Source organism: Sphingomonas sp. Leaf32, from assembly GCF_001421765.1.
In the GTDB taxonomy this organism is placed as follows: domain Bacteria; phylum Pseudomonadota; class Alphaproteobacteria; order Sphingomonadales; family Sphingomonadaceae; genus Sphingomonas.
Genome location: NZ_LMLA01000001.1, coordinates 795,654 through 816,695, shown reverse-complemented (window position 1 = coordinate 816,695; position 21,042 = coordinate 795,654). Strand labels below are relative to the sequence as shown.

17 protein-coding genes are annotated in these 21,042 nt (G+C 65.5%); 10 read left to right on the top strand and 7 right to left on the bottom strand.

The annotated features are described in order from the left end of the window. Positions 1 to 44: 44 nt before the first annotated feature. From carB to carA, 3 genes are read right to left on the bottom strand one after another with little or no spacing between them, the layout of a single operon-like run. Positions 45 to 3,377 (bottom strand): carbamoyl-phosphate synthase large subunit, encoded by a 3,333-nt coding sequence (carB, locus tag ASE83_RS03930; protein ID WP_055783986.1) that lies wholly within the window; start codon positions 3,375 to 3,377, stop codon positions 45 to 47. Beyond that, positions 3,377 to 3,853 carry a hypothetical protein gene (locus ASE83_RS03925; protein WP_055783984.1) on the bottom strand — a complete coding sequence of 159 codons (477 nt, stop codon included), beginning with the start codon at positions 3,851 to 3,853 and terminating at the stop codon, positions 3,377 to 3,379. Before ASE83_RS03925 ends, carB begins: the two co-directional genes overlap by 1 nt. Further along, positions 3,850 to 5,043, bottom strand: a complete 1,194-nt coding sequence (carA, locus tag ASE83_RS03920; RefSeq protein WP_055783982.1) for a glutamine-hydrolyzing carbamoyl-phosphate synthase small subunit — start codon at positions 5,041 to 5,043, stop codon at positions 3,850 to 3,852. The genes ASE83_RS03925 and carA overlap by 4 nt, the downstream gene beginning before the upstream one ends. 145 nt (positions 5,044 to 5,188) lie before the next feature. On the opposite strand from carA, the gene ASE83_RS03915 reads away from it, so the two are divergent. From ASE83_RS03915 to ASE83_RS03880, 8 genes are all read left to right on the top strand, one after another. Then, the gene (locus tag ASE83_RS03915) at positions 5,189 to 5,641 is read left to right on the top strand and encodes a GatB/YqeY domain-containing protein (RefSeq protein ID WP_055784487.1); all 453 of its coding nucleotides are present in this window, start codon (positions 5,189 to 5,191) and stop codon (positions 5,639 to 5,641) included. A 39-nt stretch (positions 5,642 to 5,680) separates the two neighbouring features. After that, positions 5,681 to 7,486 carry a DNA primase gene (gene dnaG / locus ASE83_RS03910; protein WP_055783980.1) on the top strand — a complete coding sequence of 602 codons (1,806 nt, stop codon included), beginning with the start codon at positions 5,681 to 5,683 and terminating at the stop codon, positions 7,484 to 7,486. A 164-nt stretch (positions 7,487 to 7,650) separates the two neighbouring features. Continuing rightward, positions 7,651 to 9,690 (top strand): RNA polymerase sigma factor RpoD, encoded by a 2,040-nt coding sequence (gene rpoD / locus ASE83_RS03905; RefSeq protein WP_055783979.1) that lies wholly within the window; start codon positions 7,651 to 7,653, stop codon positions 9,688 to 9,690. A 174-nt stretch (positions 9,691 to 9,864) separates the two neighbouring features. Further along, positions 9,865 to 10,515 (top strand): DUF6975 family protein, encoded by a 651-nt coding sequence (locus tag ASE83_RS03900; protein ID WP_235512966.1) that lies wholly within the window; start codon positions 9,865 to 9,867, stop codon positions 10,513 to 10,515. Positions 10,516 to 10,563: 48 nt separating this feature from the next. After that, the gene (locus ASE83_RS03895; protein WP_055784484.1) at positions 10,564 to 11,409 is read left to right on the top strand and encodes an AAA family ATPase; all 846 of its coding nucleotides are present in this window, start codon (positions 10,564 to 10,566) and stop codon (positions 11,407 to 11,409) included. Between the two features lie 103 nt (positions 11,410 to 11,512). Beyond that, positions 11,513 to 12,055 (top strand): CHAP domain-containing protein, encoded by a 543-nt coding sequence (locus ASE83_RS03890; protein ID WP_055783975.1) that lies wholly within the window; start codon positions 11,513 to 11,515, stop codon positions 12,053 to 12,055. A 41-nt stretch (positions 12,056 to 12,096) separates the two neighbouring features. Next, positions 12,097 to 13,464, top strand: coding sequence for a hypothetical protein (locus ASE83_RS03885; protein ID WP_055783973.1), 1,368 nt, complete (start codon positions 12,097 to 12,099; stop codon positions 13,462 to 13,464). A 9-nt stretch (positions 13,465 to 13,473) separates the two neighbouring features. Then, the gene (locus ASE83_RS03880; protein ID WP_055783971.1) at positions 13,474 to 14,652 is read left to right on the top strand and encodes a vWA domain-containing protein; all 1,179 of its coding nucleotides are present in this window, start codon (positions 13,474 to 13,476) and stop codon (positions 14,650 to 14,652) included. A 137-nt stretch (positions 14,653 to 14,789) separates the two neighbouring features. Here the strand turns inward: ASE83_RS03880 and ASE83_RS03875 are convergent, their stop codons facing one another. Beyond that, a complete protein-coding gene (locus ASE83_RS03875; RefSeq protein ID WP_055783969.1) occupies positions 14,790 to 15,080 on the bottom strand; it encodes an Hpt domain-containing protein in 291 nt (96 codons plus the stop codon). A gap of 80 nt (positions 15,081 to 15,160) precedes the next feature. Between ASE83_RS03875 and ASE83_RS03870 the strand changes: the two genes are divergently transcribed. Next, a complete protein-coding gene (locus tag ASE83_RS03870) occupies positions 15,161 to 17,446 on the top strand; it encodes a hypothetical protein (protein ID WP_156352619.1) in 2,286 nt (761 codons plus the stop codon). A gap of 15 nt (positions 17,447 to 17,461) precedes the next feature. Beyond that, entirely contained in the window at positions 17,462 to 18,220 is a 759-nt protein-coding gene (locus ASE83_RS03865) for an AAA family ATPase (protein WP_055783967.1), read from the top strand. Positions 18,221 to 18,222: 2 nt separating this feature from the next. On the opposite strand, the gene ASE83_RS03860 is transcribed toward ASE83_RS03865, so the two are convergent. From ASE83_RS03860 to ASE83_RS03850, 3 genes are read right to left on the bottom strand one after another with little or no spacing between them, the layout of a single operon-like run. Next, entirely contained in the window at positions 18,223 to 18,483 is a 261-nt protein-coding gene (locus tag ASE83_RS03860) for a DUF1467 family protein (RefSeq protein ID WP_055783965.1), read from the bottom strand. 5 nt (positions 18,484 to 18,488) lie between these two features. After that, a complete protein-coding gene (locus ASE83_RS03855) occupies positions 18,489 to 20,129 on the bottom strand; it encodes a ribonuclease J (RefSeq protein WP_055783963.1) in 1,641 nt (546 codons plus the stop codon). Between the two features lie 48 nt (positions 20,130 to 20,177). After that, positions 20,178 to 20,966 (bottom strand): type III pantothenate kinase, encoded by a 789-nt coding sequence (locus tag ASE83_RS03850; protein WP_055783961.1) that lies wholly within the window; start codon positions 20,964 to 20,966, stop codon positions 20,178 to 20,180. Positions 20,967 to 21,042 lie beyond the last annotated feature (76 nt).

Sequence of the window (21,042 nt, the reverse complement as noted above, 5' to 3'; positions counted from 1 at the left end):
GACCTGTCACGGCCCGTCCGCGCGCAACTTTTCGCTGATGGGGATCAGTTGTGCGATTGCGAATAATAGGACTGGAGCGGCCGCACTTCAAGGGACCGGGCGCCCAGCGCCTGAATGGCCTGTGCCACCGCGACGCTGGCCGGAGCCGTGGTGAAATACGGCACCTTCTGCGACTGGGCCGATGCGCGGATCGATTCCGAATCCTTCAGCGACTGCCACCCTTCGGTCGTGTTGAAGATCATCGCGATATCGCCGTCGAAAATCTTGTCGACGATGTGCGGACGCCCCTGCGCAACCTTGTTCACCCGTTCGACCGGCACGCCATGTTCGGCGAGATAGTCGGCGGTGCCGCTGGTCGCGACGATCCTGAAGCCCAGTTCGACGAGCAGGCGTACGCCCGGCAGGATCACCGGCTTGTCGCCATGCTTGACCGACACGAACACCGTGCCGCTCTTGGGCAGGACGATGCTTGCGCCCATCTGCGCCTTGGCAAAGGCGGTGGCGAAATCGCTGTCGATCCCCATGACTTCGCCGGTCGATTTCATTTCAGGCGACAGCACCGGATCGACGCCGGGGAAACGGCCCCAGGGGAACACCGCTTCCTTGACCGCGACATGGCTGATGTCGCGGTCGATCACCGGCAGGTTCGCCAGCTTCTCGCCCGCCATCACCCGTGCCGCGATCTTCGCGACCGGGGTGCCGATCGCCTTGGCGACGAAGGGCACGGTGCGGCTGGCGCGCGGATTGACCTCGATCAGGTAGACGTTGCCGTCCTTGACCGCGAACTGGATGTTCATGAGGCCCTTGACGTTCAGCGCCTTGGCCAGCGCCACCGTCTGCCGTTCGATCTCGGCGATGACTTCCGCCGACAGCGAATAGGGCGGCATCGAACAGGCGCTGTCGCCCGAATGGACGCCGGCTTCCTCGATATGCTGCAATACGCCAGCGACGACCACATCGTCGCCATCGGCGATCGCGTCGACATCGACCTCGATCGCATCGCGCAGATACTGGTCGATCAGGACCGGACTGTCGCCCGATACCTGCACCGCTGTCTGGATGTAATCGTCGAGCTGCTGGAGCGAATCGACGATCTCCATCGCCCGGCCGCCCAGCACATAGCTGGGGCGCATCAGCACCGGATAGCCGATCCGCTCGGCGATCACCGCCGCCTCGTCGCGGCTGCGCGCCAGACCATTGGCCGGCTGCAACAGCCCCAGCGACGTGACCAGATCAGCGAAGCGCTCGCGATCCTCGGCCAGATCGATCGAGTCCGGCGTGGTGCCGAGGATGGGGATACCGGCGGCTTCCAATGCTCGGGCGAGGTTCAGCGGCGTCTGTCCGCCGAACTGCACGATCACCCCGACCAGCTCGCCTTTCTGCTGTTCGACATGCAGGATTTCCAGCACGTCCTCGGCGGTCAGCGGTTCGAAGTACAGCCGGTCCGACGTGTCGTAATCGGTGCTGACCGTCTCCGGGTTGCAGTTGACCATGATGGTTTCATACCCGGCATCGCTCAGCGCGAAGCAGGCATGGCAGCAGCAATAGTCGAACTCGATCCCCTGCCCGATCCGGTTGGGACCACCGCCCAGGATCACGATCTTCCTGCGATCCGACGGGGCGCTTTCGTCCTCCGGCTCGCCGAAGGTCGGCGCTTCGTAGGTCGAATACATGTACGGCGTCTTCGCTTCGAACTCGGCGGCGCAGGTGTCGATGCGCTTGAACACCGGCCGCACGCCCAGCTTGTGGCGATGCGCGCGCACCTCGTCCTCGGTCACGCCGCCGGTCATCATCTTGACGACCTCGTGGATCAGGCCCGATCCGCGCTGGATGCCGCGTTCCATGCCGCGGAGGTTCGCCGATTGCAGCGCCAGCCAGGCGAGGCGTTTGTCTGAAAAGCCCATGGACTTCAGGCGGCGCATCCCCGCCGCGTCCTGCGGCAGACCGTTCGTGCAAACTTCGGTTTCTGCCGCGACGATTTCAGCCATGCGTTCGAGGAACCACGGATCGTACTTGGCGATGGCGTGCACTTCGGCGACGCTGAAGCCCTCGCGCAGCGCCTGAGCCGCGACCAGCAGCCGGTCGGGCGTGGCGACAGCCAGCGCTGCCTCGATCTCCGCGCGCGGCGCACCGGCCAGCCGGTCGACATTGTTGAAGCCCGACAGGCCGGTTTCCAAACCGCGCAGCGCTTTCTGCAGCGATTCATGGATGTTGCGGCCGATCGCCATCACTTCGCCGACCGACTTCATCGCGGTCGACAGCACCGCCTGCGATCCCTTGAACTTCTCGAAGGCGAAGCGCGGAATCTTGGTGACGACGTAATCGATGGTCGGTTCGAACGACGCCGGGGTGGCACCGGTGATGTCGTTGGTGATCTCGTCAAGGGTATAGCCCACCGCCAGCTTGGCGGCGACCTTCGCGATCGGGAAGCCAGTCGCCTTCGACGCCAGCGCCGACGAGCGCGACACGCGCGGGTTCATCTCGATGACGATCAGGCGGCCGTCCTTCGGATTGACCGCGAACTGTACGTTCGAACCGCCTGTTTCGACACCGATTTCCCGCAGGACCGCGATCGATGCGTTACGCATGATCTGGTATTCCTTGTCGGTCAGCGTCAGCGCCGGCGCGACGGTGATCGAGTCCCCGGTGTGGACGCCCATCGGATCGATATTCTCGATCGAACACACGATGATGGCATTGTCCGCACGATCGCGGACGACTTCCATCTCATATTCCTTCCAGCCGAGCAGCGATTCCTCGATCAGCACCTCGGTGGTCGGCGATGCGTCCAGCCCTTCGCGGACAATCTTGAGGAATTCGTCGCGGTTGTACGCGACGCCGCCACCGGTGCCGCCCAGCGTGAACGACGGACGGATGATCGCGGGCAGCCCGACATGCTCCAACCCGGCAAGCGCCTCGGCCTCGCTGTGCGCGATGTGGCTGCGCGCGGATTCGAGGCCGATCTTGTCCATCGCGACCTTGAACTTCTGGCGGTCCTCGGCCTTGTCGATCGCTTCGGCATCGGCACCGATCATCGTTACGCCGAACTTTTCGAGCGTCCCGTCATTGGCCAGCGCCAGCGCGGTGTTGAGCGCGGTCTGCCCGCCCATCGTCGGCAGCACCGCATCCGGGCGCTCCTTCTCGATGATCTTGGCGACGATCGCGGGCGTGATCGGCTCGACATAGGTCGCATCGGCCAAGTCCGGATCGGTCATGATCGTCGCGGGGTTGGAGTTGACGAGGACGATGCGATAGCCCTCCTCCTTCAACGCCTTGATCGCCTGCACGCCCGAATAATCGAACTCGCAAGCCTGCCCGATGACGATCGGCCCCGCGCCGATGACGAGGATGGACGAAATGTCGGTGCGTTTTGGCATTAGCGTTCATTCTTCGTGCTAGTGGTGGTTGCGGTGGCGCTCGCGCTCATGGTGGGGTTCACGCTTGTCAGTCGAATGGTGCGAAGTGTGCCGTAGCGTGGTTCGAGCGAGCATCCCTGCCTTACCGCGACGGTCGAGCTTTTCGCGGTAGCACCGACGCCAACAAAGGTCTTGCCCTCGGCCATCAGGATTGTCGGGCGCTTCTGGAAGTCGCGACGCTCGAAATCAGCGATCCTTTGACGACCATCGCCCACCACGACATCCAGTGCACCGGATGCCTTAACGAACTCCGGGTTTTTGCCGCGATCGCCGGCATCGAAGACGTAACTGGCGTCGATCGTCGACGTCAGGGCCGAAAAACGCTGGCCGATCTCCGCAAACCGTGTGGCACAGTCCGCAGTTTCGATGTTTGCAGAACAACTGCCCAGTGCAAAACCGCCTACAACAAGCAGTGAAAGTACCCGTCCGCTAATCACGCCTTCATCATCCCGACGAACCGCTCGAACAGATAAAAGCTGTCCTGCGGCCCCGGCGATGCCTCGGGGTGGTACTGCACGCTGAACGCACGCCCACCGTCCGTTTCGATCCCCGCGTTGGACCCGTCAAACAGCGACACATGCGTCTCGCGGACATTCGCCGGCAGGCTGTCGCGTTCGACCGCGAAGCCGTGGTTCATGCTGGTGATCTCGACCGCACCGTCCGACAGGCGCTTGACCGGGTGGTTCGCGCCGCGATGACCCTGATGCATCTTGGTCGTGGTCGCGCCCAGCGCCAACCCCAGCAGTTGGTGCCCCAGGCAGATACCGAACAGCGGCTTGCCGGTTTCCAGCAGCTTCCGGATTACCGGCACGGCATACTCACCGGTCGCCGCCGGATCGCCCGGACCGTTCGACAGGAAGATGCCGTCCGGGTTCGCCGCCATGACCTCTTCATAGGTGGCGGTTGCCGGCAGCACAGTGACTTCGGCACCCGCGTGAACAAGATTGCGGAAGATATTGCGCTTGCTGCCATAATCGATCGCGACGACATGTGGGCGCGATCCACTCTGCGCAACATCTTCGCCGTCTTGCGGCGCGGCGCTGTCGTCATAGCCCTTCCCCAGATGCCACGCACCGCCGGCCCAGCCGTAATGCGTCTCGCACGACACGGTCTTCGCTAGGTCCATGCCCTCCAGCCCCGGCCACGCCTGCGCCTTTGCCAGCAGCGCCGGAATGTCGAACTCGCCCGCCGCCGAATGGGCGATGACCCCGTTCGGCGCTCCGCCCTGCCGGATACGGCGGGTCAGCGCGCGGGTATCGATGCCGGCCAGCCCGATGCGGTTATGCCGCGCCATCCACGTATCGAGATGCTCGTTCGAGCGGAAGTTCGACGGGGCAGTCACGTCTTCGCGGACGATCATGCCCAGCGCGTGCGGGTCGTTAGCCTCTACGTCGTCGACGTTGGTGCCGACATTGCCGATATGCGGAAAGGTGAAGGTGATGATCTGCCCGGCGAAGGACGGGTCGGTCATGATCTCCTGATAGCCGGTCATGGCGGTGTGGAAGCACACCTCGCCCACCGCTGCGCCCTCGGCGCCGAAGCCACGGCCCCACAGCACGTCGCCATTGGCAAGGACGAGAACCCCGGTGGCTCCTTCGGGCATGGCGAATGGCTTGGCGTCGGCCATGATGGGCGGGCACTCCTGGGTAAATCTGATGATGTCGCTAAGCGGTGGCGGCTAGTCCCAACCCCGGCCCCCGTCAATCCTGTGATCGCATCGCGATTGCGGCTAAGGATGATCGCTTATCCGAATGAACGATACTGGAACCGCCATGATTCGCGACACCATCAAGGACGCGCTCGTCACCGCCATGAAGGGTGGAGACAAGGAGACGACCGGCACGATCCGCCTGATCCAGTCGGCGATCAAGAACCGCGACATCGAGGCGCGCACCGGCAAGGCGCCCGAGAGCGACGACGCGCTGGTCGTCGAGGTGCTGCAGAAAATGGTGAAGCAGCGGCGCGAATCGATCGAGATGTACGAAAAGGGCAACCGCCCCGAGCTGGCCGCCGCCGAGGCGCGCGAAGTGACGGTCGTCGAACGCTTCCTGCCCGCCCAGATGGACGATGCGCAGACCGCGGCGGCGATCGAGGCGATCAAGGCAGATCTGGGTGCTGCGGGCATGAAGGACATGGGCCGCGTCATGGCCGAGCTGAAATCGCGCCACGGCAGCGAGCTGGATATGAGCAAGGCCAGCGCGGCGGTGAAGGCCGCGCTCAGTTAATCGGTTGCCGTACCCGTTCCGTTCAGGGCATATGGACGCATGACTCTTTCGCCGCAGTTCCTCGATGAGTTGCGCACCCGCACGACCCTGTCGGCGCTGGTCGTGAAGTCGGTCAAGCTCCAGCGCTCGGGCAACGAGTTCAAGGCGTGCTGCCCGTTCCATACCGAGAAGACGCCGAGCTTCTGGGTCAACGACGACAAGGGCTTCTACCACTGCTTCGGCTGCGGCGCGCATGGCGACGCCATCCGCTGGATGACCGACCAGCGCGGCCTGCCCTTCATCGACGCGGTGAAGGAGCTGGCCGCGGCGGCGGGCATGGAGATGCCGGCTCAGGATGCGCGCACGGCACGGGCTGCGGAGCGGGCCAAGGGCCTGCACGAGCTGATGGCCGATGCGCAGACATGGTTTGCCGACCGGCTGGGCGACGAAGGCGGCATCGCCCGCGACGCATTGGAGAAACGTGGGATCAAGCCAGAGACGGCGCGCGCTTTCGGCATGGGCTATGCGCCCGACGCGCGAGGCCGGTTGAAGGTGGCGCTGGCATCCTATGGCGACCCGATGCTGGTCGAATCGGGGATGCTGATCTCGGTCGAGGGCAAGGAACCGTACGACCGGTTCCGGGGCCGGCTGATGATCCCGATCCGCGATGCGCGCGGCCGGACCATTGCGTTCGGCGGACGTATTCTGGGCGATGGCGAGCCGAAATATCTGAACTCGCCGGAAACCCCGCTCTTCGACAAGGGGCGGACCCTCTACAATATCGACCGGGCACAGGCCGCCGCGCGCAAGGCAAAGCGGGTGATCGCGGTCGAGGGCTATATGGACGTCATCGCGCTGGCGCAGGCCGGGTTCGATGAGGTCGTGGCGCCGCTCGGCACCGCGCTGACCGAGCATCAGCTCGAACGGCTGTGGCGGATGGCCGACTGCCCGATCCTGTGTTTCGACGGCGATGCGGCGGGGATCAAGGCGGCCAGGCGCGCGGCCGAACGCGCGCTGCCGCTGCTGCAACCGGGCAAGAGCATTTCGATCGTCACCATTCCCGATGGCATGGACCCCGACGATCTGGTCCGGGCGGAGGGCGCGCAGGCGTTCGAGGACCTGTTGGCGCGGCGCGAATCGCTGTCCGATTTCCTGTGGCGGCTGGAACTCGCCACGCTGCCGTCCGGTGCCGGGCCGGACGAGCGCGCCGCGTTCGAGCATGAGTTGGCGCGGCTGGCCGGCACGATCACGCATGAAGGTATTCGCCGCGAATATTTCCGTACCTTCAAGGATCAGTTCTTCGCGCTGTTCGGTGCGAAGGACCGCCGCCTGCGCATCGTCGCCAATGACATGGCAGCGGCGGCGGACGTGCAGAAGGTCGATCTGGTCTTCGCCTTTCAGCGCGCGGTGCTGATGGGGTTGATGCAGCATGTCGACGTGCTGACACGGCATTGCGAACTGATCGCGCAACTGCCGATCAAGAACGCGCAGTTGCAGCGGTGGCGCAACCACTTGATCGATCTGGCGATCTATCGCAGCGACCTGACCGAAAGCCTGTTGACCGACACCATCGCCGCCGACCGGCAATTGGTGGAGATGGCGCGCCGCAACAAGGAAACGAATCTCGCGTTCAGTTTCTGGCTGCGCGACACCGATCCGGCGGTCGCCGAAACCGACCTGCTGCGCGTGATCCAGATCCTTGTCGACGAACATGCCTGTCGCCGCGCAGAAAATGCCGCGGCCGAACGCTGTCGCCAGGACACGACCGAGCGGACCTTCGCCGATTATCAGCAGGCGCGGTCCGACCATGCGGCAGTGCAGGCGCGGATTCGCGACTGGATGGAGGAACTGGACGAGGCGGCTTGATCCCCCCGCCCCTGCCTCCCATATCGCCGTCGTAGAATTACCCTGAATCCGAGCCTGAAGCACCGGATTGCACGCTCATTGCTTGCAAATCGCGCTGGCTCGGACAAAGACGACGGGTAAAATAGCGCGAACACACGCGCTGCGTATTTTTCTGAGGGTTATTGATGGCCAAGGCGAATGGTGGCGGCGACGACACGATCGATACGGGCGACGCGCCGCTGATCGACCTGAACGAAGGGTCGATCAAGAAGCTGGTCGCCCGTGCCAAGAAGCGCGGCTACATCACCGTCGACCAGCTGAACGAAATGTTGCCGCAGGATCAGATGACCTCGGAGCAGATCGAGGACATCATGTCGGCGCTGAACGACATGGGCGTCAACGTCGTCGAGAATGAGGACGCGGGCGAGGACGGCGAGGGCGAAGAGCGCGCCAAGCAGGACGAGGACAGCGACGACGAGGCGTCGACCGATCAGGACGATGCCTCCGCTGCGTTTGAACCGGTCAAGAAGAAGGAAACCGTCGACCGGACCGACGATCCGGTCCGGATGTATCTGCGCGAGATGGGCGCGGTCGAACTGCTGAGCCGCGAGGGCGAAATCGCCATCGCGAAGCGGATCGAGGCCGGTCGCGACACGATGATCTTCGGCCTGTGCGAATCGCCGATCACGTTCAACGCGATCATCGGCTGGTCGACCGCGCTCAACGAAGGCACGATGCAGCTGCGCGAGATTCTCGATCTCGACGCGATGCTGTCGAAGGACCCGGCACCGGAATCGCTGTCCGACGACGAGGATGCCGACGACAATGGCGAGATTTCGTCGAAGAACGCCGGCCCGACCTTCAAGGAAGAGGAAGAGCCAGAGGAAGCATCGGTCGATGAGGACGAGGACGGCGAACGCCGCGCCCCGCGCCCGAGCGACGATGACGACGAGGACAACACCCTTAGCCTCGCGCAGATGGAAGAACAGCTGAAGCCGCAGGCTTTGGAAAAGTTCGCCAACATCACCGCCATCTTCAAGAAATTCTCGAAGATGCAGTCGCAGCGGCTGGACGCGATGGCGGCTGGTGACGGCCTGAGCACGGCGGAAGAGCGCAAGTACCAGAAGCTGCGCGAAGAGCTGACCGCTGAGGTCGAGAGCGTGCAGTTCCACCAGGCCAAGATCGAATATCTGGTCGACCAGCTCTATGCCTATAACCGACGCTTGACCGCGCTCGGCGGGCAGATGCTGCGTCTGGCCGAGCGTCACAAGGTGCCGCGCAAGGCGTTCCTTGACAGCTATGTCGACCATGAATTGGACGAGCAATGGCTGGCGTCGGTCGCGTCGATCGACAAGAAGTGGAAGGCGTTCGTAGAAAACGAAGGCGCCGCCGTCGACCGCATCCGCACCGAAATCGCGGAGATCGCGCAGCAGACCGGCATGGCGCTGAGCGAATTCCGTCGCATCGTGAACATGGTGCAGAAGGGCGAACGCGAGGCGCGGATCGCCAAGAAGGAGATGGTCGAGGCGAACCTGCGCCTCGTGATCTCCATCGCCAAGAAGTACACCAATCGCGGGCTGCAATTCCTCGACCTGATTCAGGAGGGGAATATCGGGCTGATGAAGGCGGTCGATAAGTTCGAATATCGCCGCGGGTACAAGTTCAGCACCTATGCGACGTGGTGGATCCGGCAGGCGATCACCCGTTCGATCGCCGATCAGGCGCGGACCATCCGCATCCCGGTCCACATGATCGAGACGATCAACAAGCTGGTTCGCACCAGCCGCCAGTTCCTGCACGAACAGGGCCGCGAACCGACGCCCGAGGAAATGGCCGAACGGCTGTCGATGCCGCTCGAAAAGGTTCGCAAGGTGATGAAGATCGCCAAGGAGCCGATCTCCCTTGAAACGCCGATCGGCGACGAGGAGGATTCGCATCTGGGCGACTTCATCGAGGACAAGAACGCGATCATCCCGGTTGATGCCGCGATCCAGGCGAACCTGAAGGAAACGGTCACCCGGGTTCTTGCCTCGCTGACCCCGCGCGAGGAACGCGTGCTGCGGATGCGTTTCGGCATCGGCATGAACACCGACCATACCCTCGAAGAGGTCGGCCAGCAGTTCAGCGTGACCCGCGAACGCATTCGCCAGATCGAGGCCAAGGCGTTGCGCAAGCTCAAGCATCCGAGCCGCAGTCGCAAGATGCGCTCCTTCCTCGACCAGTAACGTACCGCCCCGGCCCTTACCAAAGCGCCGGGGCGCTTCGTTTCGGGACAGTTCCGGTCCCGTTAATTGGCCGGACACCGCGGTTAAAATCGCGGCAACCGTATTCCTACGCGCTTGGGTTATCTATTGTCGCCATACCCGCCGTGACGAAGTCATGGGAGCCGGCGGTTGATAGTGGCGATTGCAAACAGGGATGGTTGCGACACGGCAGAACGGCTGTCGCGGATCGTTCTCGCCGATGGCAGCGCCGGGCATGACGCCCCCGAGCGGCTGGCAGGCGGCGACGCCCTGCTGCGCGATGTGGCCGACGCACTGCACCAGCTCTGTTCGCTGCATGGGCGCCACCCGGGTGTTGTCGACCATGCCGCGCGATCCAACCTGCACCCATCCGCCGGGCCGTGGCTGGAACAGGCGGCGGCGGGCTTTGCCGAAGAGCGCGCCTATCTGATCCGTGTATCCGCCGCGGTCGGTCCGCCGCCGGGCACGCCGGGACAGGCGGCGGCCGAAGCAGCGCTGGCGGCGCAACGCCATGCCATCGACCTGCTGGCGCGATCGGTCCGACCCGGCTGCGCGCTGGGCGCGGCGATCGCCGTCACGCTCGACTGGCCGGTGATCCGTCGCCCGCTGGACGCCACCGCGATCCGGATGGGGCTGGAGCCGGTTCCCGTCATCCTGCCCTCGACCGCGCAGACGCTGCGCCTGATCGATACCGTCACCGCCGAGGCGCCGGTCGAACGCGCGATGACGTTCGGCCTGCAGCAGCTGCTGGCCCAGCATCGGGGATTGTGGGACCTGCTGGTCGCGCGGGCGGAAAGCCGCGGGTAGCGCGCGTTCGCGGCGTCGCCTATCGCTGGTGCCATGACGATACCGCCGATGCGCTTCGAGGGAACCGAAGGATATGTCGCGACCGATGACCTGAAGGTCGCGGTCAACGCGGCGGTGACGCTGCGCCGTCCGCTGCTGGTCAAGGGCGAGCCGGGCACCGGCAAGACCGTACTGGCACAGGAGATCGCACGGGCGCTCGGCGCGCCGCTGATCGAATGGAACGTCAAGTCGACCACCCAGGCGCAACAGGGGCTGTACGAATATGACGCCGTGGCGCGGCTGCGCGACGGGCAACTCGGCGATCCGCGCGTCCACGACATCGCCAACTATATCCGCCGGGGCAAGCTGTGGGAGGCGTTCACCAGCCCGACCCTGCCGGTACTGCTGATCGACGAGGTCGACAAGGCGGACATCGAATTCCCCAACGACCTGCTGCACGAACTCGATCGGATGGCGTTCGATGTGTACGAAACCGGCGAACGGGTGACCGCGCGCGAGCGGCCGGTCGTGGTCATCACGTCGAACAACGAGAAGGAACTGCCCGACGCCTTCCTGCGCCGGTGCTTCTTCCATTATATCCGCTTCCCCGACCGGACGACGATGCAGGCGATCCTCGACGTGCATTTCCCAGGCATCCAAACGTTGCTGGTCAACCGCGCGCTCGACCTGTTCTTCGCGGTGCGCGAGACGCCGGGGCTGAAGAAGAAGCCGTCGACCAGCGAACTGATCGACTGGCTGAAACTGCTGCTGCACGACGACATGCCGCTGGAGGTGCTGGCGTCGCACGATCCGGCCAGAGCGATACCCCCGCTGCACGGTGCGCTGTTGAAGAACGAGGCCGACGTTATGTTGTTCGAGCGGCTTGCTTTCCTCCACCGACGCAAAGGCGGCTGAGCGCGACAAGGCGTTCCGCCCGAGCGGCGGCGCGTCGCTTCAACCTGTCGTTAACCATAAATCCCAACCGATTGGCGACCATCCTTCCCTCACAATCGACGCCATGTTCGGTTCGCTTGTCCGGGGCGTCTTGCTCCTAATCTTCGCCGGTGCCGCCAGCTTCCCGCTCGGGGCACGTTCGCTGCTCGACTATGTCGGACAGTGCGTGCCTTTCGCGCGGGCTGCATCCGGGGTCGAAATCTATGGTGATGCCTGGACGTGGTGGGATCAGGCGCAGGGCCGTTATCCGCGCGGCCACACCCCGCGCGTCGGCGCCGTGTTGACCTTCACAAAGACCGCGCGATTGCCATTGGGCCATGTCCTCGTCATCAGCCGGGTGGTCGAGCCGCGCGTGGCGATGGTGACCCACGCCAACTGGTCGCGGATCAACGGCGTGCGCGGTGCGGTCGAACAGGACGTCACCGTGTTCGACGTCTCGGCGAAGGGCGACTGGACGCGGGTGAAGGTGTGGTACCGCGATTCGCAGGGGCTGGGCAGTTCGGAATATCCGACCCACGGCTTCATCTACGGCCCCCGCCCCGCGACCGAACTAAGCAGCGCCACGCCCGACTATGTCGGTTCGCTGATCGACGCCTACGCCCGCTGAGGAGGTGACGGATACCGGCGGTATCGGTTAGACGCTCGGCCATGGGGACGGGCATCGGGCGGGCGCAATGGGTCTGGATCATCGGCGTTGCGCTGGTGGGGCTGGTGCTGCGGAGTCTGGCGGCACGCGGCGGGCTGTGGCTGGACGAGGCGTGGTCGGCGATCTTCGCTCAGGAGGTGGCGACGCCGGCCGGCGTGCTGTTCCAGATCAATCACGACAACAATCATCATCTGAACACGATCTGGCTGCAACTCGTCGGACCGGACGCGCCGCCGATACTCCAGCGCGCGCTGTCGATCGCCAGCAGTACCGCGACGATCGTCGTCGCCGCGCACATTGCCGCGCGGCGGGGGTCGGCACCCGCGATCCTTGCTGCCATCGCGTTCTGTCTCCCCCCCTTCCTGTTCACCTATGGCGCGGAAGCGCGCGGCTATGCACCGATGCTCCTAGCCTGGGTATGCGCCATCGGCATCGCCGATCGCTGGCTGGCCGATCCTGCGCGGACGAAGCCGTCGACCGCGTTGGCGATCGCCGCGTTGCTCGGCTGTCTGGCGCAGGCCACGATGGTCTTCGGCCTAGCGATCCTTGCGCTGTGGGTCCTGGTGGAGCGGGTTCGCCAGGCCGGCTGGCGGCGGGGTCTATTCGACGGCATCGCCCTGTTCGCGCCGGCGGCCATCGTTGCTTTCCTGCTGGTCGCGGTGGCGTGGATCGCGGCGACGGCGGGCGGGACGGGCTTCCACCTCGGCAATCGCGAAGCGCATGACTGGAGCAAATGGCTGGACGCGATGCGCCAGTTGGTGAACGGCACGGTCGGCTCCGTCCTCGTCCTGCTGCTGCTTGGCTATCTTGCAAGTCATGTGCACGACCGGATGGTGCGACTTGCGATCATCGCCTGCGCCCTCCCGCTGCTGGTGGCATTGCTCGCGCTGCCGAACAGCGGCGCATCGCGTTATTATGTCGTCGTGGTGCCGCCGCTGTTGCTGCTGGCGGCGATCGCCCTGCCGATCGCATGGAACCGACCGATCGGGCGATGGCTGGCGAGCGGGGTCGCGCTGGCGTTTCTGGTCAATGCCGCGTTCGCCGATGTCACGATGATCCGCAATCTGCGGGGCGATCCGGGCCGGGCGGTGGCGACCTTGGCGCGTATCGCACCGCACGGCGCGAAGGTATCGGTCGACTATCCGCGATCGAGCGCGATCCTGATCGCAGCCGCCTGGTCGCAGCATTATCCGCTGACCTTGGCCGACACCCCCTGCCCTCCCGCCCATTTCCACTTCGTCGAACGCGACGGCGAAGCGGCCTTTCCCGACGCCCCGCGCTGGTGTGGCCGGCCTTATCGCGAGATCGCACGCGGCGATCCGGCCGGGCTGTCCGGCACGCACTGGCGCCTGTACGCCGCGATGCGGTAGCCTGCCGCGATGTTCCATTCGTTCGTCGAAGCGCTCCGCCGTGTCGGCCTGTCGGTCGGCATCCGCGAACACCTCGTCCTGATCGACGCGATCGATCGCGGGGTGATCGAACCGACGCTCGACGCCCTTTATCATCTGGCCAGGGCGACCTTCGTAAAAGACGAAGCGTTGGTCGATCGCTTCGACCGGGTCTTCGGCGAGGTTTTCGGCGGCATCGCCGCGCCGGCCGGCGTCGATCCGGTCGCCATCCCAACCGAATGGCTTCGCGCCGTCGCCGAGCGCTATCTGACGCCCGAACAGATGCCCGCCATCGCCGCCACCGGCGACTGGGACGCGCTGATGGACACCCTGCGCCAGCGATTGGCGGAGCAGGACGAGGCGCATCATGGCGGGTCGAGATGGATCGGCACCGGCGGCACCAGTCCGTTCGGCCATGGCGGCTACAATCCGGAGGGCATCCGGATCGGCGGTGAGGGGCGGCACAAGCGCGCGGTCAAGGTGTGGGAGAAGCGGGAGTTCCGCAATCTCGACCAGGATCGCGAACTCGGCACCCGCAACCTGAAGGTCGCACTGCGCCGCCTGCGCCGGTTCGCGCGGGACGGGATTGCCGACGAACTCGACCTCGACACGACCATCGCCGACACCGCCCGGCGGGGCTGGCTGGACGTCGCGATGCGGCCGGCACGGCGCAATGCGGTGAAGCTGCTGCTGTTCCTCGATGTCGGCGGGTCGATGGACCCGTTCATCGCGCAGGTCGAAGAGCTGTTCTCGGCCGCCACCGCCGAGTTTCGCCACCTTGAATTCTTCTACTTCCACAACTGCATCTATGAAGGGGTATGGCGCGACAACCGCCGCCGCTTTGCCGAGCAGCTATCGACCGCTGACCTGCTGCGAACCTATGGCGCCGAATATCGGCTTGTCGTAGTCGGCGATGCGGCGATGAGTCCCTATGAGATCGTCCAGCCCGGCGGATCGGTCGAACATCATAACGAAGAGGCCGGCGCCGTCTGGCTGCAACGGCTGACCGCCCATTGGCGATCGGCGGCGTGGATCAATCCGGCATCGCAGGCGCATTGGGAATGGACCCAGTCGACTCGCCTGATCCGCGACCTGTTCGCCGACCGGATGTACCCGCTGACGATAAATGGTCTGGAGTCCGCGATGCGCGAACTTTCGCGCCGCCGTTAGGCCTTGATCCATCTGACCGGAAACGTCGCCCCAGCGCAGGCCGGGGCTTCGACCGGCTCCTGCCCCGCGCTGTAACCAGAAAATCCCGGCCTTCGCTGGGATGCCGTTCGGTGCAAACAGGGCGGATCGGATTCCCGTCAGAAGCGATCCACTGCCCGGTGCAGCCGGCGCAACGTCGCCTGGTCGCCGACCGGTGCCAGCGCCGCTTCCGCCGCCAGCGTCATCAGCCGGACCGCGCCGAAGCTCGCGGCAAGTCCTTTCAGCCGAAATGCCGCGCCTGCCCATTGCTCCCCGGTCGCCGTCTCCATCACGGCCAGCACCCGCCGGGCGCTGTCGATGAACGCCCCGCGCAGCTCGGCGATCAACAGCGGCTCGTCGCCCACTGCCGCCGCCAGCGTCGCATCGATCGCACCGGGATCATAAGCCATGGAATCGGAATAGGCCGAACGGGGTTAACGGATCGTTACCCCGCTGTCGCTGCCCGTTCGATCGTGTTAGACCGCCACGCATGAACGGGGGTTCGATCACCGGGCTGCATCAGCATCGCCACGACGCCGACCACGGGTTCATGGCGTCCGACGCCCTGCCCGACGACCAGCAACACTGGCTGGCCGAGGCATTTCCCGAAGCGGAACCGATCCGACGCAACTGGATCGGCCCCGGCCTTGCCGGGCTGGCCGTCGCGCTCTGGCTCGGTGGGATGCTGGCGTGGAGCGCCCCCTCCCTCCCCGCGCTCGGCCCTATCGGCGTGGCGACCTTCATCTCCGCGCTGTGTGTGCCGCCGATGCTGCTGGGCATCGCCTGGCTCCTGCTGCGGCGGAACAGCCGCGGCGAAGCGCGCCGCTTCGCGGCCACCGCCCAGTCGATGCGGGCAGAGGCGGTGGCGCTGGAGCAGGTGCTGGAATCGGTCCGTCGTACCCTTGCCGAATCGCGGGCCGAAGTAGTGGAGCAGAGCGCGTCGCTGCTGCTGCTGGGCGAAGCAGCCACCGACCGGCTGCGCGGGATCAGCGCCGATATGCGCGAACAGATCGCGGCGGTCGGGGAGACGACGGCGTCGCTCGACCGCATGAGCCTGACGACCGAGCAACGGCTCGCCACGGTCCTCGCCACCCTGCCGCGTGCCCATGCCGAAACGGCGGAGATGGCGGCGCTGCTGCAGACGACCGGGCTGACCGCCAGCGAACGGGTCGCCGCGCTCGATGCGCAGCTGGCCGCCGTGGCGCAGAGCGCGCGGGACGCGGACGACCTGGCCGGCGGCGCGGCGCAGCGTCTAGCGGCGCATATGAACCGGATGGAAGCCACCAGCGAGAGCGCGGGTGCCCGTCTGGAGAGTGTCATCGGCACCATGTCGGGCGCGATCGACGCGGTGCTCGACCGCGCGGCGGCAGCCATCGACGAATCGCGCAAGGCGATCACCGCGCAGGGCGATGCCACGATCGCGATGATCGAGGCGAACGGTTCGGCGATCGAACGCGCCGGGCGCGAGGGCGCGGAACTGCTCGCGACCCGCGTCGCCCAGATCGACGGATCGATCCGTAGCCTGGCCAGCCAACTCGACGATCGCCGCCGCGACAGCGAGGCGCTGCTGACGCTGCTGAACGACGGGCTGTCGGGCGTCGACGAGCGGTTCGACCGGCTGCGGACCACCGGGGTCGAACGGGCGCAGGCCGTGGCCGGTTCGGTCGGTGCGCTGACGCAGGTCGCCGATGCGCTGGCCGAGGCGCTGGCCAATGGCGACGACACCGCCCGCCGCGTCATCGCGACTGCCGAGGAGGTGTTGACCGCGCTCGACTCCGCCGCGCGCGAGATGGACGAAACGCTGCCGGGCGCGCTGGACCGGCTCGACGCGCGCATCGCCGACAGTCGTGCGGTCGTAGCCAGCTCCAAGCCCGAACTGCTGGCATTGGTCACCGCCGCAGAAAGCACCCACGAAGCGATCGAGGCGATTGCCGACGTCGTGGCGATGCAGCGCGACACGCTGTCGACCGTCCAGCAATCGCTGCTCGACACGCTCGACCGGGGGGCGGAGCGGATCGAGGGCGTGCGGACGATCGTCGACGACACCATCGCCACGACCATCCGCTTCGCCGAAGATGCCGCACCGCGTCTGTCGGAGGCCATGCTGCGCATCCGCGACACGGCCGAGGCGGCAAGCCAGCAGGCACGCGATACGCTGGCCAAGGTCCTGCCCGATGCCGCGCGCGATCTGGAGACGCAGGGCGCCCGTGCGCTGGCCAATGCCGTCGACAACGCCGTGACCTCGCAGGTCGCCGAACTGTCGACCATCGCGAACCATGCCGTCGCGTCGGCGATCGAGGCATCGGAGCGGCTGTCGCGGCAGATGCTCGACATTGCCGATACGAGCAAGCAGCTCGACGACCGGATGGCCGCTGCGCGGGCCGAACGGGAAGCGGCCGATAGCGACCAGTTCTCGCGCCGGGTGTCGTTGCTGATCGAGGCGATGAACTCCGCCGCGATCGACATCGCCCGGTCGCTCTCGACCGACGTGTCGGACACCGCTTGGGCCGCCTATCTGAAGGGCGACCGCGGTGTCTTCACCCGTCGCGCGGTCCGGCTGATCGACAGCGCGCAGGCGCGCGAGATCGCGACGCTCTACGACCAGGACGACGGCTTCCGCGATCAGGTGAACCGCTACATCCATGATTTCGAGGCGATGTTGCGCCACATCCTGACGTTGCGCGACGGGTCGCCGATGGGGGTCACGCTGTTGTCGTCGGACATGGGCAAGCTGTACGTCGTGCTTGCCCAGGCGATCGAACGACTGCGCAGCTAGGCGACGGCGGAGAACATGGCTCGCCGCTCCCGCACGACGTCGCTGCCGCCACCCTTTCTCAAGCGGGTGTGGCTGCCGTCCGAAACGATCGATGCACTATCCGTCGACGCCTATCCCTTCTCCCTGCCGATCGTGCAAGGCGGCGGAATCGACCTGACCTTTGAAAAGCCGATAACGATCATCGTCGGGGAGAATGGATCGGGCAAGTCGACCCTGCTCGAAGCGATCGCGACGATGGCCGGGTTCAGCGAATCGGGCGGCGCGCAAGGCATGGCCGCCGTGGAGCGGTCGACCTTTTCCGGGGACGATGCCGGACGCCTGGGTGACCGGCTGCGGGCGGCATGGCTGCCGCAAGTCCGCAACGGATGGTTCTTTCGGGCCGAGACGTTCTTTTCGGTCGCGCGCTATCTAGACGGCAGCGGCTCAAGCCGGGCCGGATACCTCCGCGCGTCGCACGGCGAAGGATTCCTCCACTTCTTCGAGGAACGGCTGTCGGAACAGGGGCTGTTCATTCTCGACGAACCGGAATCGGCACTGTCGCCGACGAAGCAGTTCGAATTTCTGAAGATTCTGCGCAACCTGCAACGCGCCGAGCGCTGCCAGGTCATCATGGCGACCCATTCGCCGATCCTGATGGCGTTGCCCGATGCCGATCTATGGCAGGTCGAACGCTTCGGCCTGCGCCCGACGACCCTTGAGGATACCGCCCATTTCCGGCTGTACCGGGAATTCATCCGCTATCCGCACGATCTGGTCGAAACGATGATCGACTGACTTCAGCGGTAGAAATCGAGCATGTCAGCCGTCACCCACCCGAACACGAAGTTCAGGTAGAATAGCGCGAACAGCGCGGTCGCGACGATCGTCGTCCGCCACGCCATCCGCCCGAAACTGAAGCCGGCCGGTGCGCTGTCGGCCTGTCCCGGCACCGGGGGTTCGCCCGCTTCCTGCGTCGTGCGAACCCCGAACGGCAGGACCAGGAACATGGCGAACACCCAGAACAACAGGTAGATCGCCAGCGCCGACTGCCACGCCATGTCGGTCAGGCCGGGATGATGAGAACGTCGACCACCGGCTTCTTGCCGGTCCAGCGGGTCGCGACGCGGCGCACCGCGAGCCGGATCGCCTCCGGCAGTTTGGAACGCTCCCGCCCCTTCGACGCCACGGCTTCCGCTGCCGCATCGACCGCTTCCTCGAGGAAGGGTTCGCGGTCTTCCTCGACCGGTACACCCTGCACGCGGATCTGCGGCTCGCCGATCAGCTGGCCGCGCCGGTCGACCGCGACCGCGACCGACATATGGCCATAGGCCGCCAGCTTGCGCCGTTCGTTGATCGTCGTTCCGTCCGCCGGCAGGATGACGTCGCCGTCCAGCGCAAGCCGCCCGACCGCCGCCTTGCCGACCTTGGTCGGATTGCCGGGTGCCAAGCGAACGATGTCGCCATTGGTCTGCACCAGCGTCTGCCTGATCCCCTGCGATAGGGCGAAACGGGCATGTTCCACCAGATGGCGCATCTCGCCATGGACCGGCATCAGTATCTTGGGGCGCAGCCAGCCATAGAGCTTGGCGAGTTCCGGCCGACCCGGATGGCCCGAGACGTGGACATGCGCCTGACGGTCGGTAATCATTTCGATCCCCGCCGCCGCCAGCTGGTTCTGGATCCGGCCGATCGCGACCTCGTTGCCCGGGATCTGCTTGGACGAGAAGATGACGCGGTCACCGGCCTCGAGGCTCAGTTGGTGCTCGCGATTGGCGATCCGCGCCAGCGCCGCGCGCTGTTCGCCCTGCCCGCCGGTCGCGATGATGAGCACCTGATCGCGCGGCAGGCGCATCGCGGTGTCGAAATCGACCGTTTGCGGGAAATTCTTCAGATAGCCGGTGGCCTTCGCGACCTTCAGGATGCGGTCGAGCGAACGCCCTGCCACGCAAACCTTGCGGTTGGTGTCGCGCGCAACCTCGCCCAGCGTATGCAGGCGCGCGGCATTCGACGCGAAGCTGGTGACCATCACCCGCCGACCTTCCGCCGACGCGATCTGCTCGAACAGCCCCTTGCGCACATCGGCTTCGGACCCCGACGCTTCGGTGTTGAAGACGTTGGTCGAATCGCACACCAGCGCGAGGATGCCGTCATCGCCGATCGCGGTCAGTTCCGCCGGCGTCGCCGGGGTCGCGACCATCGGCTGCGGATCGAGCTTCCAGTCGCCCGAATGGAACACGTTGCCATGCGGCGTCGCAATGACCAGCGAAGTCGATTCGGGGATCGAATGTGCCATCGGCACGAACGTCACGCCGAACGGGCCGACTGTCACGTTGCCGCCCAGCGGTACGATCTTGAGCTTCACGCGGTCGGCAATGCCTTCCTCGTCCAGCTTGCCGCGGATCAATCCGGCGGTGAACGGCGTCGCGTAGATCGGCACGCCCAGATCGGCGGCGAGGTAGGGCAGCGCCCCGATATGATCCTCATGCCCATGGGTAATGACGATGCCGAGCAGCTGGTCACCGCGTTCCTCGATGAACTGGAGGTCGGGGAGCATTACGTCGATGCCGGGATAGGCCGGGTCGGCAAAGGTCACGCCGCAATCGACCATCAGCCATTTGCCGGCGGTGCCGTACAGATTGACGTTCATGCCGATCTCGCCCGATCCGCCGAGCGCGACGAAGAGCAGTTCTTTCTTTGGTGTCACTCAATTTCTTTCAATGCCCGCGCCCATTCGCGGGTTCGGTTTCGTTCGTTACGTTGCTGTAGTGATATGGGTGCGGCGCCACAGCATCGCCAGTCCCGTGATGGTCAGGTCCTGTTCGACTTGGTCGAACACCTGCGTATGTTTCTCGAAGAGGATCGCCAGCCCGCCGGTGGCGATCACGCGAACCGGGCGGCCGATTTCCGCCTTCATCCGCGCGACCAGCCCCTCGATCATGGCGATATAGCCCCAATAGATGCCGATATGCATCTGGTCGGCAGTATTCCGGCCGATGACGCTGGTCGACAGCGGTGCCTCGATCGCGATGCGGGGCAGTTTCGCCGCCGCCGTCACCAGCGCGTCGAGCGACAGGTTGATCCCCGGCGCGATGATCCCGCCTTTGTACGCGCCCGAATAGTCGACGACATCGAACGTCGCAGCGGTTCCGAAGTCGACGACGATCAGGTCACCCGAATGCGCGGCGTGCGCGGCGATGGCGTTGAGCGCGCGATCGGCCCCTACGGTCTGCGGCTCCTCCACATCCAGTGCGATCCCGAACGCCGCCGCGCCGCGCCCGGCGACCGATGCCTCGACCCCGAAATATTTGATCGCCAACACTTCCAGATTGTGCAGCGCGCGCGGCACGACCGTGCCGATAATGACTCCGGTCACGACCGACCGATCACGCCCGTCGAGCGCCAACAACTGGCTGAGCCATACCGCATATTCGTCCGCCGTCCGGCGGGGATCGGTCGCGATCCGCCACCGCGCGACGATGGCGTCGCCATCAACCAGCGCGAATACAATATTGGTATTGCCGGCGTCGATCGCTAGCAGCATCGGAGTTCCCTGCGCTGCCGGAGCGGCGCGCTCTGCCCTGCGGTAAAGCCTGTAGCGACCGACCACAAGGACCGCG

Coding starts and splice junctions, on each gene's coding strand:
- carB (WP_055783986.1), bottom strand. CDS start 3,377: ATGCCAAAACGCACCGACATTTCGTCCATCCTCGTCATCGGCGCGGGG.
- carA (WP_055783982.1), bottom strand. CDS start 5,043: ATGGCCGACGCCAAGCCATTCGCCATGCCCGAAGGAGCCACCGGGGTT.
- ASE83_RS03915 (WP_055784487.1), top strand. CDS start 5,189: ATGATTCGCGACACCATCAAGGACGCGCTCGTCACCGCCATGAAGGGT.
- dnaG (WP_055783980.1), top strand. CDS start 5,681: ATGACTCTTTCGCCGCAGTTCCTCGATGAGTTGCGCACCCGCACGACC.
- rpoD (WP_055783979.1), top strand. CDS start 7,651: ATGGCCAAGGCGAATGGTGGCGGCGACGACACGATCGATACGGGCGAC.
- ASE83_RS03895 (WP_055784484.1), top strand. CDS start 10,564: ATGCGCTTCGAGGGAACCGAAGGATATGTCGCGACCGATGACCTGAAG.
- ASE83_RS03890 (WP_055783975.1), top strand. CDS start 11,513: ATGTTCGGTTCGCTTGTCCGGGGCGTCTTGCTCCTAATCTTCGCCGGT.
- ASE83_RS03885 (WP_055783973.1), top strand. CDS start 12,097: ATGGGGACGGGCATCGGGCGGGCGCAATGGGTCTGGATCATCGGCGTT.
- ASE83_RS03880 (WP_055783971.1), top strand. CDS start 13,474: ATGTTCCATTCGTTCGTCGAAGCGCTCCGCCGTGTCGGCCTGTCGGTC.
- ASE83_RS03875 (WP_055783969.1), bottom strand. CDS start 15,080: ATGGCTTATGATCCCGGTGCGATCGATGCGACGCTGGCGGCGGCAGTG.
- ASE83_RS03870 (WP_156352619.1), top strand. CDS start 15,161: ATGAACGGGGGTTCGATCACCGGGCTGCATCAGCATCGCCACGACGCC.
- ASE83_RS03865 (WP_055783967.1), top strand. CDS start 17,462: ATGGCTCGCCGCTCCCGCACGACGTCGCTGCCGCCACCCTTTCTCAAG.
- ASE83_RS03860 (WP_055783965.1), bottom strand. CDS start 18,483: ATGGCGTGGCAGTCGGCGCTGGCGATCTACCTGTTGTTCTGGGTGTTC.
- ASE83_RS03850 (WP_055783961.1), bottom strand. CDS start 20,966: ATGCTGCTAGCGATCGACGCCGGCAATACCAATATTGTATTCGCGCTG.